The organism is Leucobacter sp. GX24907, assembly GCF_053567335.1.
In genome coordinates, this window is record NZ_JBSGPD010000001.1 from 503,865 (window position 1) to 518,012 (window position 14,148).

Consider the following 14,148-nt stretch of genomic DNA (forward strand, 5'->3'; position numbering starts at 1 on the left):
CTACTCGACTCCACGATGCCGGGGTGGCCACCCTGGCTTCCAGTACAGAACCCGCGCATCGCGTCGCGGTGCGGTTCGGCGGATACGATGGAGCCCATGTCAGCACACAGCGCGGCGCCGCTCGTCGGCGTGATCATGGGGTCCGATTCCGACTACAGCGTCATGGCCGACGCGGTGCAGATGCTGCGGGAGTTCGGGGTGCCGCACGAGGTCGAGGTGGTGAGCGCGCATCGCACTCCCGACAAGATGGTGCGCTACGCGCGTGAGGCTGCGGATCGTGGTCTGCGTGTCATCATCGCCGGTGCCGGCGGTGCAGCGCACTTGCCGGGTATGGTCGCTTCGATGACCCGACTGCCGGTGATCGGTGTACCGGTTCCGCTCGCGAAGCTCGACGGGCTCGATTCGCTGCTGTCGATTGTGCAGATGCCCGGAGGCATTCCGGTGGCGACGGTGTCGATCGGCGGCGCGAAGAACGCGGGCATCCTTGCGGCCCGCATTCTCGGAGCCACTGACGCTGAGCTCGCGAAGCGACTCGACGACTACGCTGCAGGTCTCACCGAAATGGTGGAGACCAAGAACGCGGCACTGCAGGCGCGTGTCGCATCTGAGGACTGAGCGACAGCAGCGAAGTCTCAGATCGGCCGGTTTCGTCCTGCGACGATATCGGCGCGGGCCGTATCGAGGAACAGCTGGTCGGGGGGCAAGGTCTCGGCGTTGCCGAGGTAGTACCTGCGGGCTTCCAAGCGACGCTCCCTGAGCGGGTCGTCGCGCAGGAAGCGGTTGAGCTGCTCCGGCCAAGTCGACGGGTCGCGCAGGAAGCGGTACTTGCCCTCCGATTCGACACCGCCGATCGCCGCGTCGTCGGAGAACACGGCGAGGGGCTTGCCTGAGTAGAGGTAGTCGGAGACGACGGCCGAGATATCGGCGATCATCGCGTCGCTGTGATTGAAGCAGTCGCGCAGGCTCATCTCGCTCTCGGCGAGTGCGCCGAAGATGTGCGGCCGGCCGGTGCGCTCGCTGTCCTCACGCAAGAGCCTCTTGATGCGCGATGCGGCTGAGGCGGTTTCGACGGCCCGATCCGTGAAGGGGTGTGGGCGGAAGATGATCGTGCATTCGCGTTCGAGCAGCCGCTCGATCAGGGGCAGGGCGTGGGGTAGCGAGGTGTAGGAGGCGTCCTTGAAGTCGCCCATCCAGGTCGGTGCGTAGAGCACGGTCGGCTGCTGCTTCTCGCGTATCGGCGCGGTCTCTTGCTCGATACCGCGCACCTGCGGTCGGCCGACGATCGAGAAGCGCGATGCGGGTACCTCGACGCCACTGGCGGTGAATCGGTCGATGCCGGCCTGCCCTGCCATGTAGATGCGGTCGAACAGACGGAAGATGCGCGTCGAACTCGTCGACTTCTGGCTGTCGCCGTGGCTGAGCATGATGTGCCGGATCCCCTCGAAACGGAGAACCTGGTTGTTTCGGTCGGCGTTGTTCACGTAGAAGATCGCCCGCACCGTGGGAACGAGGAGCCGCTCCACGTCGGCGTGCCTGCCCGCATAGATCACCGGAGCGTTCTCGGCCGCCTGCACGGCGCTCGTGAAACCGCCTGCGTTGCGCACGATCACGGCGAAGGGAATGTCGAGGTCCTCGAGGTGGGGCAGCCACATGTCGAGCTGGTACTTCGAGGCACCCGGCGCATCCCAGTGCAGCAGGAACTGGGGATTCACCCGCGCCAGCATCTCGGGCAGTTGGGCATAGGCGTGGCGATCCCGACGAACCTCGATGACCGTGAGGGCCCAAGCGCAGCTGAGAGCCACCGCCTGCAGGGCTACGAGCAGCACTCCGAAGATGCCGTTGAGCTGCAGCCCGGCGCTCAGCAGCAGGAACGGCGGAACGGTGACGCCGATGAGCGTGGCGGTCCAGCGCAGTCGGGGGAGCACGGTCGACGGCGGCCTGGCTTCGATGCCGGCCATGCGTGCCAAGACCTGGGGCCGGTTCGCGGTGAGTGCGTGGGCGGCGGGCAGGATCAGCAGCGCTGCGAGCACCGCGACCCAGAACAGCGTCGCATTCGTGTATCCCAGGTGAATAAGTGGCCCTGCAGCGCCGATGATAAACAGAGCTCGGGTGAGCAGACGGAGCGACTGGGCGCTGTGCACACCCGGCCCGAAGCGGTCGAGCAGCCACCCGGCGTATCCGACGCTCCAGACGATTGCGCCGACCACGAGTTGACCGCTGAGCAGCAGAATCAGCGAGACAGAGGCGAGCGCCAGGACGGTCAGCTTGAGCGCGCCCAGCGTGATCGTCGATCCTCTTCGCATTCTGTCGAGTATACGCAAGCACGGTCTCACCTGCGGGTGGCGGAACGCTCTCGCGACGGGCTCGGAGAACACCGGTCATCGGGTCGGTGAACTTCGGGCGAACAGCTCGCGAAGTGAACGCTTTTTCGCCGGTGCGGCGGTCTGCGCAGACCTAGCCTGATGCCTGTGGCGGTTCACGGTCGCGGTGACGCGCGCCCGGTGCCTCTCGGCCCGGCGCTTCTGAGACCGCCGCCACGAGGTTCAGAGTTCGAACGATGGAGGAACAGTTGGGTATCGACCCCTCAGTGGTGCACGGCAAGTCGATCTTGGTGACCGGCGGATCCGGTTCCTTCGGCAGGCGCTTCATTCAGACGCTGCTCGAGCGGTACGAGCCCGCGAAGATCATCGTGTTCAGCCGTGATGAGCTCAAGCAGTTCGAGATGCAGAACACCGAACCGTTCAAGAGCCACCCGAAGATCATGCGCTGGTTCCTCGGCGATGTGCGCGACGAACAGCGGCTGCGGAAGGCCATGGAAGACGTCGATATCGTGATTCACGCCGCCGCGCTCAAGCAGGTGCCGATGGCGGAGTACAACCCCTTCGAGGCTGTGAAGACCAACGTGCTGGGCGCCGAGAACGTGGTCAACGCGGCGATCGAGGCCGGTGTTTCGAAGGTCGTCGCGCTGAGCACCGACAAGGCCGCAGCGCCCATCAACCTGTACGGCGCGACGAAGCTCGCCTCTGACAAGATCTTCGTCGCGGCCAACAATCACCGGGGCAAGCACGACATCGCCTTCTCTGTCGTGCGTTACGGCAACGTGCTCGGCTCGCGCGGTTCGGTGGTGCCGTTCTTCAAGGCGCGTGCCGCCGACGGGGTGCTGCCCATCACCGATGAGCGCATGACCCGCTTCACCATCACACTGCAGCAGGGTGTCGACTTCGTGCTCGACTGCCTCGGTCGCATGTGGGGTGGGGAGCTGTTCGTGCCGAAGATCCCCTCGTACACGATTACCGACGTCGCGACGGCGATCGCCCCTGAGGCGACGCAAGAGATCGTGGGTATTCGCCCGGGTGAGAAGCTGCACGAAGAGATGATCACCTCGACTGACTCGCTCTCGACGGTCGAGTTCGACGACTACTACGTGATCCTGCCCTCGTGCGCCGTGTGGGATACCGAGGAGTTCATGTCGAAGAGTGCGGAGAACCCGGGCAGGTGGTGCGAGACGGGGTTCGAGTACAACAGTGGCACGAACGATCACTTCTTGGATGTTGACGAGATCCGCGAGCTCGTCGACACGGAGCTGTGACGATGGAACCCTTCATTCCCTATGGGCGGCAGATCGTCGACGATGCCGACATCGCGGCGGTCGTCGAGGTGCTCCGCAGCGACTGGCTGACCACCGGTCCCGCAGTGACGCGCTTCGAAGAGGCGTTCGCCAGCTTCGTCGGAGCAGAGCATGCCGTCGCCGTCTCGTCGGGCACGGGGGCGCTGCATATCGCCGTGCTCGCCGCGGGTATCGGGCCGGGCGACGAAGTGATCGTTCCGCCGCTCACCTTCGTCGCGAGCGCGAATGCGGTCCGCTACGCGGGCGCCGAACCGGTCTTCGCCGACATCGACGAACGCACTTTCCTGCTCGACCCGGCCGAGGTGGAGCGGCTCATCACTCCGCGCACGCGAGCGATCGTGGCGGTCGACTATGCGGGCCTGCCCTGCGACCTCGACGCCCTCGCGCGCATCGCCGAGGCGCACGGCCTGGTGCTGATCGAGGATGCCTGCCACGCGCCCGGGGCCGAGTACCGCGGGCGCCGCATCGGGTCGATCGCCGACTTCACGGCCTTCAGTTTTCACCCCGTCAAGCACCTCACCACGGGTGAGGGTGGCATGGTGACGACGCAGAACGAGGAGCTCGCCGCACGGTTGCGCACGTTCCGGGGCCACGGGATCCAAACCGATTTCCGCAGCCGCGAGGCCCTCGGCACCTGGGAGTACGACCAGAGCGAGCTCGGGTTCAACTACCGGCTTTCCGACATCAACGCCGCGCTGGGGCTCAGTCAGCTGGTCAAGCAGGCCGAGTGGTTGCGGCGTCGGGAGGAGATCGCCGGGCGCTACGTCGATGCTCTCAGCGGCCTCGATGATGTCGCGGTGCAGCTGGTGCCCGAGGGGCGGGTGCATGGTCGCCACCTGTTCCCGGTACGCATTGTGGGGGCTCAGCCCGCGCAGATGCGTCAGGAGGCCTTCACGCGCATGCGGGCCGAGGGCATCGGGGTGAATGTGCATTACCGCCCGGTCTACCTGAATTCGTACTATCGCGACAGGGGGCACGAGCCGGGCGAGTGCCCGCGGGCCGAGGCCGTGTATTCCGGGCTGCTGTCGTTGCCGATGTGGCCGGGGCTCACCGAGCAGATGCAGGATCGCGTCACCGAGTCGCTCCGCGCCGCGATCGCGCGGTCGTGAGGCGAGCGAGATGGGCGAACGTATAGCTCTCATCCCGGCGCGAGGCGGCAGCACCCGCATTCCGAAGAAGAACATCCGCTCGTTCCTCGGGCGGCCGGCGCTCGAGCGCTTGGTCGAGACCCTGCGCACGAGCGGCGTCTGCGACACGATCGTCGTCTCCACCGACGATGACGAGATCGCGCAGGTCGCGCGCGCGGCGGGCGCCGAAGTCCCGTTCGTGCGACCGCAGGAGCTCGCCGATGAGTTCACGGGAGCCCGCCCGGTGATCCAGCACGCCATCCGCGAGCTGCAGCTCGACGGGACGAGCACCCTGGGGGTGTTCTATGCGACGGCGGTGCTGCTCGAACCCGACGATGTGACGGCGTCGCTCGCGATTTTCGAGCAGAACGAGGTCGACTTCGTGCTGTCGGTCGCCGAGTTCCCGGCCCCGATCGCTCGTGCGCTCACCAAGGATTCGGCGGGGCTCATGGCACCGGTCGACGCCGGTGCTCAGGCGCACCGGAGCCAGGATCTCGGCCGAGCCTTCTACGACCTCGGTCAGTTCTACTGGGGATCGGCCGAAAGCTGGCTCACCGGCACCGCGGTCGTGAACGCCCGCACGCTCGGGTACGAGATCGAGCCGTGGCGCGTGGTCGACATCGACACCCCCGATGATTGGCGCCGCGCGGAGGCGCTGTATCGAGTGCGGCATGAACGGGGCTAGCGCGCGGGTCATGATCCGGGCCGATGCCGGATCGGATGTCGGGCTCGGGCACCTCGTCAGGTGCCTGTCGCTCGCAGACCAACTGGTGCGTTCCGGTGCTGAAGTGACGCTCGCGATCCGCTATCCGAACGACGAGGTCGCGGCACGGGCGCAGCGTGCGGGCGTCGAGCTGCGCGCGATGACCACCGACCACGGCAGTGCGACCGATCGCGGCGTATTGCACGCGAAGACGCAGCTTCGGGATGCGCGGGAGGCCTTCGGCGCGGAGGAGCCGGCTCGGGTGCACGATGCGGATGCCGAGCACCTCGAGGCATCGCCTGCGTGGGACGCGGTCGTCGTAGATCACTACCGTCTCGACGCCGCGTGGGAGCACGAGGCGCACCGGCATGCGCGTCGGGTCGTGGTCATCGACGACCTCGCGAACCGGCCGCACATCGCTGACGTGCTCATCGATCACAACTGGTACGGGGATGGCACGGCTACGCGCTACCGGGGCCTCGTCGGAGTCGGAACCCTGCAGTTGCTCGGCCCACGGTACGCGCTGCTGGACCCGGCGTACGCGAAGCAGTGTCCGCTGCGGGAGGCGGTGCAGATCCCCCCGCGCCGCGTGCTCATCGGCTTCGGGGGTACCGACGCCGCGACCCAGACCGAACGCGCCGTGCGAGCCGTTCTCGCCTGCACGGACCTGCAGGTCGACATCGTGGTGGGCGCTCACGACCGTGTCAGTGACGAGCTCCGGAACTTGGTCGACGGAGATGAGCGCGCGTCGCTGCACGTCGCCGTTCCGAACCTCGCGGAGCTACTCGCGCGGGCCGATCTCGCGATCGGTGCGAGCGGATCGGCGACCTGGGAACGGTTGTGCATGCGGGTGCCGGCCCTCGTCACGACCGTGAGCGAGGAACAGTCCGGTGTCACTCGGGCGCTCGCCGCAGCGGGAGCTTGTGCCTGGCTCGGGATCGCCGACGCCCTGCACCCCGACGACTACGAGCGGGCGATCACTGCCGCAGCGGAGGGTGCGGTTCCGGAGGCGCCGGCGATCGTTGACGGTTTCGGGAGTGCCCGTGCGGCGCTCGCGATTCTCGGTGTCGACCAGAGATCGGCCGACGCGAGTGAGGCCGACGTGCGCGAGACCGTCGCAGGCACGACCGTCACGGGTGAGCTGGTCGTTCGTGCTGCACGAGCAGACGACGAGGCGAGCTACGTCTCGGCGCTGGCTGCGCAAGATGCGAACGCGGGGCCGGCCGCCTGGCGTGAGGCGGCCGCCGAGTTCTTCCGGCTGCTGGAGAAACATGGAGGCGTCGAGGTGGTGGAATTCGGGGGCATTCCCGTGGGTATTCGGGTGCAGGCGGATGGCGAACGGCCGCGTTGCATTACCGACGGCTATCTGAGAGAAGGAGTGCGTCGATGACGAAAGTGCAGCGAGCGCTGATACTCGGTGGGCTTGCCGGCCAGGTCGATGCGATCCGGGCGCTCCAGGCCCGCGGTATCGAGACCCACGCCTGCGGGCACGAGCGGAGCGGCCCGGGCGTGGAGGCCGCGGACGGCTTTCACCTCGCCGACATCACCGACCCCGAGGCCGTGCTTCGTCTGGCCCGGGAACTCGACGTTGACCTGGTGTACTCCGTGGGGTCGGACATCGCGATGCCGACGGTCGTGGAGGTCAGCGAACAGTTGGGGCTGCCGCACTTCCATGGCGCGGATCTCACTCGCGTGCTGCGTCGCAAAGAGGTGCTGAGAGACACCCTCGCGAAGGCGGGGACCAGCCCCGTGCAGTATGTATACGTTGGCGGTGCGGCGGCTGATGATAGCCACGCCGCTGCAGCCGACAGCGACGGCACTGCCGACTGGAACCTCTTCCCGTGCATCGTGAAGCCGGTCGATGCCCAGGGTCAGCGTGGCATTTCCGTGGTGCACAACGCGGCAGATCTCGGTACCGCGATCGCTGCAGCACGCGCCTCGTCGACTTCGAATGACGCGATCATCGAGGAATACTTGGTCGGCCCCGAGGTCTCTGCCCACGTCATCGTGGAAGACGGTGAGGCCGTGCTGGTCATCCCTTCCGACCGGCACGTGTGGGAGGGCCCTCTCACGGGAATACCCGAGGCGCACTCGATGCCGCTGCGGCCCGAGACCGCGAGCGCGACGGGCGAGATCAACGCACTAGTGCGAGCGGCCGTCGCTGCGCTCGGCGTTCACGACGGACCTCTTTACTTCCAGATGATGCTGACCGACAACGGCCCGCGCATCATCGAGATCGCCTCGCGACTCGACGGCTGCCACCTGTGGCGCATGGTGCGCGAGGCCACCGGTTACGACCTGCTCGATGATGTGCTCGGGCGGCTGTGCGGTGACGAGTGGCAGGCTGCCAGGCAGACGGAACTGCAGGTAGCCACACAGGAGACCCCGCACACGCCGCCGCAGGCTCCCTCGCAGCTCGAGGTCCGTCCGACCTCGTTGCGGTTCTTCCTCGATTCCCCCGACATGCAGGCCGACTCCGCGTACCGCGCCTCCCATCAGACGCCGGGCGCAGCGTACGTCGAGTGGCAGCTCGAACCCGGCGATCTGCCGCGGCGGACCAACCCGATCGTTGCCCGGCTCGGTTACGAGATTGTGGAGGGAACACCGTGATGCGGGTCGTGGTCACGGGAGCGAGTGGGTACATCGGCACCGAGCTCGTGCGCCGACTGCGCGAGCTCGGAATGGGTGTCGTGGCGCTCTCGCGAGGAGACGTGGCCGGCGAGTTCGTGTGTCGGGAGAGCGGTGAGCGTGGCGCGCTCGGAAAACATATGGCCGGCGCCGACGGAGTGGTGCACCTCGCGGGGATGCTGGTCAGCAACCCTCGGGCCCAGGTCGGGGACTACCTCGACGCGAATGTGGTGCTCACCGACGAGGTCATGCGGGCCGCGACCGAGGCGCGGGTCGGCGTCGTCGTGCACGCCTCGACCCGACTCGTGTACCCGGCGACGTTGACCGAGCCTGCGGCCGAGGCGGATGCCCGACCGGATACGCCCTACGGGCTGTCGAAGCTGTGGTCGGAGGACGTGGTGCGCTGGCACTGCGAGCGCACCGGCACACCTGGATTGAGTCTGCGGCTCGGCCAGGTGACCGGGAGAGACCATCCCGGTCTCGGGGTGGTGAACGCCTTCGTGCGGCAGGCGGCGAACCACGGCCTCATCCGTGTGCATGGGGCCGGGGCGGCGGTGCGTCACCTCGTGCACGTGCACGAGGTCGTCGAAGCGTTCGTGCGGGCGCTCAGGTATCGGGGCGCCTGGCGACCGATCAACATCGCGGGGCCCGAGCCGGTGACGATCGCGGGGCTCGCGGAAGCGGTGTGCGTCGCAGCCGGCCCGGATCGCGTACGCGTCGTGCACGAGTCCGTGGCGGGCGAGGATCGCAGCTGTTACGCCCTCCGGCAAGAAGTAGCGCGGGAGATCCTCAAGTGGGAACCCCGCATCAGCGCCGAGGACATCGCTTCCGCGGCATGGAAGGATCAGGAGAACGGGCAATGAATATCGGAGATCGCCGAATCGGTCGGAATGAGAAGCCCTACATCATCGCCGAGATGTCGGGAAACCACGACGGTTCACTCGAGACCGCGCTCGCAATCGTCGACATGGCAGCAGAGGCCGGTGCCGATGCGATCAAGCTGCAGACGTTCACGGCCGACTCGATGACTTTGAACCTCGACCACCCAGACTTCGTGATCGAGAACCCCGAGTCGCTGTGGTTCGGGCGCCGACTGCACGATCTCTACGAACAGGCGCACACTCCCTGGGAATGGCACGCACCCATCATGGAGCGGGCCGTTGCGCGCGGCATCCAGTGCTTCAGCTCGCCGTTCAGCGAGGAGGCCGTCGACTTTCTCGTCGAGCTCGGCGTTCCCTGCCTGAAGATCGCCTCGCTCGAGAGCACGGATCACAACCTCGTGCGCTACGCGGCACGTACCGGACTGCCGCTCATCATCTCAACGGGGCTCGCGACCGAAGAAGAGATCGCGGAATCCATCGCCGCGGCGCGGGACGGCGGGTGCGACGAACTCGTCATCCTGAAGTGCACGAGCAGCTACCCGACCGACCCCGCGCAGTCGAACCTGCGCACGATCCCGGATATGCGCGAGCGCTTCGGTGTCGAGGTCGGCCTGTCGGATCACACGCTCGGTATCGGGGCACCGCTCGCGGCAATCGCGCTCGGCGCCGTGGTCATCGAGAAGCACGTCACACTCTCCCGCGACGCAGGAGGTGTGGATGCGGCGTTCTCGTTGGAGCCGCATGAGCTGCGCGCGCTCGTCGAAGAAGCCGAGCGCGCCGGCACCGCGCTCGGAGGCGTGAGCTACGGCCCGACTGCGGGTGAAGCCGGTGCGCTGCAGCGCCGCCGCTCGCTCTATTTCGTCGCGGATGTCGCTGCAGGCACGGTACTGACGAAGGAGCACGTGCGCAGCATACGGCCGAACCGGGGGCTCCCACCGAAGCACCTCGAAGACGTGCTCGGTATGACCGCCCGTCATGACATTCCTCTGGGCACGCCCGTGGCGTGGGACCACCTGGTCAGCACCGAGCATACGAGCAGCACCGAGCACCCGAGCAGCACCGAGCACCCGAGCAGCACCGAGCACCCGAGCAGCACCGAGGCGGAGCAGTGAAAGCGGGCCTGTCGAACCTGATCCGCAACGACACCGTGCGTACCTACGTGCGGATCGTCGCTGATGTATTTCAGCCTCGCGCCACCGAGTGGCGCCGGCAGATCGAACAGGCCTATCTCCAGGGCGACTGGGAGCGCGTGGTCGATATCGTGCCGGAGGCGATGCGCACGTCGATCACGCTGGCGAACCCCGGAAACTATCTGCGGCTCGCGCAGGGGTACGCGAGGCTGCGACGAAACCCTGACGCGGCGAAGACGCTTGAGGCGGGGATCGCACGATTCCCCTGGAGCCAGGTGTTGCTGCGCGGCGCGGCCGAGCTCGCGATGTCGCGCGAACGGTGGAGCGAGTCACTCGGCTACTGGCAACGTGCGCTCGACGCCCCGGAACAGAACGGCACAGGATCCAGCAAGGTCGGCGCGCTGCCGCAGCGGGGCACCGATTTCGACTGGTACGAACTGGCCTGGCGCAGAATCGTCGCGGGCTGGGATCAGTGGTGGAAGGAAGCCGCGGCCAGCCCACTCCCGGTGACCTACCTCCGTGTCTTCAAGGTGCTCCAGGTCTGCGGCGATGAGCGGCGAGCGGCAGAGATCGCGCTCCTCGCCTTCCGCGACTACCCGCAGAACCACGAACTCCTGCTGCAGATGCTCCCGAGCCTCGCAGACCACAGTGGGGCAGGCGGGATCAGGGCCGTCATCGACGCTGCGCAGAAGCGGATGACCTCGCCGCTCCCGAGAGACCTGCTGGCACGCCTCGACGCCGCCGAGCGCCTGCTCGACGACCTCGAAGTGGCCGGGCCGACCTCCGAGACCGAGCTGCGGATGCTGACCGTTCGCAAGGGCAGCTCGTACGAAACGATCGTGCGCGCGGGGAACATCTGGGGCGAGCATCGCATCAGGCACGCCACTCGCAAGCTCGCGGAGCGCGACAACTGGCCGGAACGCGAGTCTCCCACCGATCGGGTGAGCGATGCCGCCTGGCTCGCCTCCCGCCGCTTCGCCCGTGGGCGCGGTCGCGAGGTCGGGGTGAGCGACGATGCCCTCGCCCGGGCAGTGTTCCACTTCGTGAAGCACGAGATCGTGCTGAGACTGCCAGTCGATCGTCTCGCCCGCGAGATCGTTGCGGAGAGCGGGGGTCGGCCGATCCTGATCGAACTCAAGTCGCTCACCCTGCGCTACCTCGTCAGCTACCCGAGCAGCCCGATGCAGGTCTTCTACCTGTACGACGCGCTCCGCGCACTCGGCGCGAACGTGCAGTTCGTTCACTTCGTGCATCAGGCAAAGCACAAGGGGCTGGGGCGTCTCGTGCAGGAGAAGCCGGTTCCCATGGCCCTGCGCGCCAAGCCGCAGGTGACCGAGATACGCCCGCGCAGAACCCCCCTCGTCGAACCGCCCGAAACGTCGAAGCACCTCATCGTGCCCTCGGGCATTCGTTCGGTGACTCGGCTCATCGACCGCCTCGACGAAGCGCCAATCGTGTTGAACTCCGGCGCCGTGATCTCGGAGTACGCCTATGACCGCACGAAGACCCATCGCATCTCGTACGACGTGCACACCTCGCTGCACCCGGCGACTTCGACGCTGCCGGGTTTCGTGTTCGAGACCGAGCTGCGGCGATCCTGGAATCGCATCGACCCGACGCCGGGGGCGATGATGGATGCCTGGCTTTCGGTCGGCACCGTCGATACGCGCGATTGGGAGAAGCTGTTCGCCGAGGCGATGCTCCCGTACTTCGCTGAGCTCGTGCGGGGTGCCGACGAGCTCTTCGAGCGGCACGGGGTCACTGACGTGCACATCGGCGATTACCTGTACGCCGAGCCGTCGCTCATCGCAGATCGCATGCGATCACGTGGCGGCCGCGTGCACGTCTGGCCGCACTCGTCGAATCCGGTGCACGTGAAGTATCACGCGCCGGAGGAGCTCGCGACGGTGCACTGCATCACTGAGAGCGGGGCGAGCATCTGGCGCGAGAGCTCTTCGGGCCTCGATGTGCGGCACGAGTCGTCGTTGATGATCTCGCAACAGGCGGAACGTGTGGAGTGGCAGGAGGGTGCGCCCGTCTCACTGGTGGTGATGGGCGGAAGGCCGGTCATGCGCAACCTGCCGATCCTCTCGATCGAGCGGCACGAGCAGGCGTATCGTGACCTCTTCACCGGTTTGGAAGGCCTCGTGCGAGCAGGGAAAGTAAGGGTGTATTTCAAGCCCCGGGGGCTCTCGGGAGAGTTCGAGGGCTGGCTCGAGGAGATCGTGGGCCGTGCTGCCGACTGGGAGCGGGAGCTTGCGCATCCGATGCGGCTGACCCTGCCGAACCCGGTCTACGCGTCGGTGTCAGTGGGGTCGTCGGCACTCTTGGAGGGTGCGGCACGGGGGGTTCCCGGGCTGATCGTGCGCGAACAGCTGCCGGTTCGGGAGTACCTCTCGGTTCGCCGTGGAGGAATCGAGGTGTTGAACGTGCCCGACACGGTCAACTTCCTGGAATCGCTGACCGTTCGAGAGAACTGGGAGGCGATCCGCTCCCGGCAGCAGCGTGATCTGGCCGAAGAACTCGGCATGGCTGCGGTCTAGTAGGGCGTGTGTGCAGAGACCTGACTGTGTGGAGACCCGACTGCGTGGAGATCCGACCGAGTCGAGTAGCTCGATCCGCCTAGAGGTTCGCGTGCAGCTCCCAGAGCTGCCAGGCGGTGTTGCGCCACCCGAACGAGCGGCTGCGGTCGTTCGCCTGCACCGAGAGGCAGGTGAGCGCGCCGTCGCCCGAGAGCCGCGCGAACTCCGTGCGGAACTCCTCGGGCGTCGATGCTGAGACACCGGCGTCGAGCGTGATCTCGCGGGCGACCGCGCAGTCGGCGTGCAGCACCGGTACTCCCGCCGCGAGTGCGGCGTGCAGCAGGTATCCGCTGTCGGCGAGGGCTTCGGGCTGCAGCAGCAGATCGGCCCCCGCGATGACGGCGCCGATATCGGCGAGGTCGCGGGGCTGCACGACGGTGACGCGCGAACGCAATTCCTCCGGAATGGCCTCGGTCACGTTCGAGGTGGTCTGCGACTCGGTCTTGCCCTTCGCATCTTTCGCGTCCTTGGACTCTTTGGAATCCTTCGAGCTGCTGCCCTGTGCGACTGCCGTGGGGCTGCAGCCGTCGAGCACGACGACGTGCGGGCCGAAGGGATCGGCGCGCAGAGCCTCGAGCACCCAGTCGAGACGCCCGGTCTCGCTCGGCGTCGCGGTGGTGACGAAGTACTTCTCCGGCAGGCCGAGGGCTGCGCGGCGCTCCGCATGATCCGCCGGGCGCAGCAGGGCAGTCGGTGCGGCGAGCGGCAGCACTTGCACGGGAATGTCGGAGCCGTAGCGCCGCTGCAGTACTGAGGCGACGGCGTAGCTCGGGGTGACGATGACGTCGGCATGTTTAATGGCACGGCGCACGAACGCTCGGTACAGCCGTGCGTGGGTGGAGCCGAGCAGCGCCGGCGCTTCCCACGCGAGCGTGTGGGTGACGGTCACGGAGGTCTGCGTGCCGTCGTCACCGGCGCGGGCGCGGAGCGGCATCATCGGGGTGAGCGAGTGGACGAACTCGCCGTCGAGAGGACGGGCGGTGGTGCCGCTCTGCCACATCACCGGGAGTACCGAGGCGGCCATCGGCAGGGCGGCGACCTGGGCGCGCGGGTTCGTGATGCCGGTGGGCTCTTCGCTGCCGCGTCCGATCAGCAGTCGTGTGCTGCAGGCACGGGGGGCCGTCTCCGCGAGTGCGGTCGTGAGGTCCTCGAGAGCTGAACGCTGAAAGGAGGCTTCCCAGTCGGGAAAGGGTTCGCCGATCAGAGTGAGCGTCGTCACGTGCCACCTCCCGTCGCCTTCGAGTGTTGTTTGAGAGTCTATTGAACCCCAGCTTGGGAAATAGGCGAAAACACGATAAATCAGCCACACATTCGCTCCGGTTCTTACGCGAACGATGGTTATTCGTCAGGCGTCGATGCTCGGGTCGATGGTCAGGGCGGTGGCCACCCCGAAGCTGACATCCTTCGGCCGCGTCTCAGACGGGCTGCACCTCGCGCTTCTCGGCGGGTTCCGAGCCTGAGCCGGTGGG

At 67.0% G+C, this 14,148-nt stretch carries 11 protein-coding genes; 9 read left to right on the forward strand and 2 right to left on the reverse strand.

Translation table 11 applies throughout. The features are described 5' to 3' along the window. Positions 1 to 96: 96 nt before the first annotated feature. Entirely contained in the window at positions 97 to 615 is a 519-nt protein-coding gene (purE, locus tag ACUYV6_RS02390) for a 5-(carboxyamino)imidazole ribonucleotide mutase (RefSeq protein WP_449277040.1), read from the forward strand. Between the two features lie 17 nt (positions 616 to 632). Here the strand turns inward: purE and ACUYV6_RS02395 are convergent, their stop codons facing one another. Beyond that, entirely contained in the window at positions 633 to 2,303 is a 1,671-nt protein-coding gene (locus ACUYV6_RS02395; RefSeq protein WP_449277041.1) for a CDP-glycerol glycerophosphotransferase family protein, read from the reverse strand. Positions 2,304 to 2,557: 254 nt separating this feature from the next. Here ACUYV6_RS02395 and pseB point away from each other — a divergent pair, with 254 nt between their 5' ends. The 8 genes from pseB to ACUYV6_RS02435 are packed head-to-tail and all read left to right on the forward strand — an operon-like array spanning position 2,558 to position 12,640. Further along, positions 2,558 to 3,589, forward strand: coding sequence for a UDP-N-acetylglucosamine 4,6-dehydratase (inverting) (gene pseB, locus ACUYV6_RS02400; RefSeq protein ID WP_449277042.1), 1,032 nt, complete (start codon positions 2,558 to 2,560; stop codon positions 3,587 to 3,589). Positions 3,590 to 3,591: 2 nt separating this feature from the next. Then, positions 3,592 to 4,737 carry a UDP-4-amino-4,6-dideoxy-N-acetyl-beta-L-altrosamine transaminase gene (gene pseC, locus ACUYV6_RS02405; RefSeq protein ID WP_449277043.1) on the forward strand — a complete coding sequence of 382 codons (1,146 nt, stop codon included), beginning with the start codon at positions 3,592 to 3,594 and terminating at the stop codon, positions 4,735 to 4,737. A gap of 10 nt (positions 4,738 to 4,747) precedes the next feature. After that, complete coding sequence (gene pseF, locus ACUYV6_RS02410) at positions 4,748 to 5,440, forward strand: pseudaminic acid cytidylyltransferase (protein ID WP_449277044.1); 693 nt, start codon at positions 4,748 to 4,750, stop codon at positions 5,438 to 5,440. After that, entirely contained in the window at positions 5,427 to 6,848 is a 1,422-nt protein-coding gene (pseG, locus tag ACUYV6_RS02415; RefSeq protein ID WP_449277045.1) for a UDP-2,4-diacetamido-2,4,6-trideoxy-beta-L-altropyranose hydrolase, read from the forward strand. The genes pseF and pseG overlap by 14 nt, the downstream gene beginning before the upstream one ends. Continuing rightward, positions 6,845 to 8,068, forward strand: coding sequence for an ATP-grasp domain-containing protein (locus ACUYV6_RS02420; RefSeq protein ID WP_449277046.1), 1,224 nt, complete (start codon positions 6,845 to 6,847; stop codon positions 8,066 to 8,068). The genes pseG and ACUYV6_RS02420 overlap by 4 nt, the downstream gene beginning before the upstream one ends. Further along, positions 8,068 to 8,949, forward strand: coding sequence for an NAD-dependent epimerase/dehydratase family protein (locus ACUYV6_RS02425; protein ID WP_449277047.1), 882 nt, complete (start codon positions 8,068 to 8,070; stop codon positions 8,947 to 8,949). Before ACUYV6_RS02420 ends, ACUYV6_RS02425 begins: the two co-directional genes overlap by 1 nt. Further along, positions 8,946 to 10,079, forward strand: coding sequence for a pseudaminic acid synthase (gene pseI, locus ACUYV6_RS02430; RefSeq protein ID WP_449277048.1), 1,134 nt, complete (start codon positions 8,946 to 8,948; stop codon positions 10,077 to 10,079). The genes ACUYV6_RS02425 and pseI overlap by 4 nt, the downstream gene beginning before the upstream one ends. Next, positions 10,076 to 12,640, forward strand: a complete 2,565-nt coding sequence (locus tag ACUYV6_RS02435; protein ID WP_449277049.1) for a tetratricopeptide repeat protein — start codon at positions 10,076 to 10,078, stop codon at positions 12,638 to 12,640. Before pseI ends, ACUYV6_RS02435 begins: the two co-directional genes overlap by 4 nt. A 79-nt stretch (positions 12,641 to 12,719) precedes the next feature. Here the strand turns inward: ACUYV6_RS02435 and ACUYV6_RS02440 are convergent, their stop codons facing one another. Beyond that, a complete protein-coding gene (locus ACUYV6_RS02440; protein ID WP_449277050.1) occupies positions 12,720 to 13,898 on the reverse strand; it encodes a glycosyltransferase in 1,179 nt (392 codons plus the stop codon). Between the last annotated feature and the right edge of the window lie 250 nt (positions 13,899 to 14,148).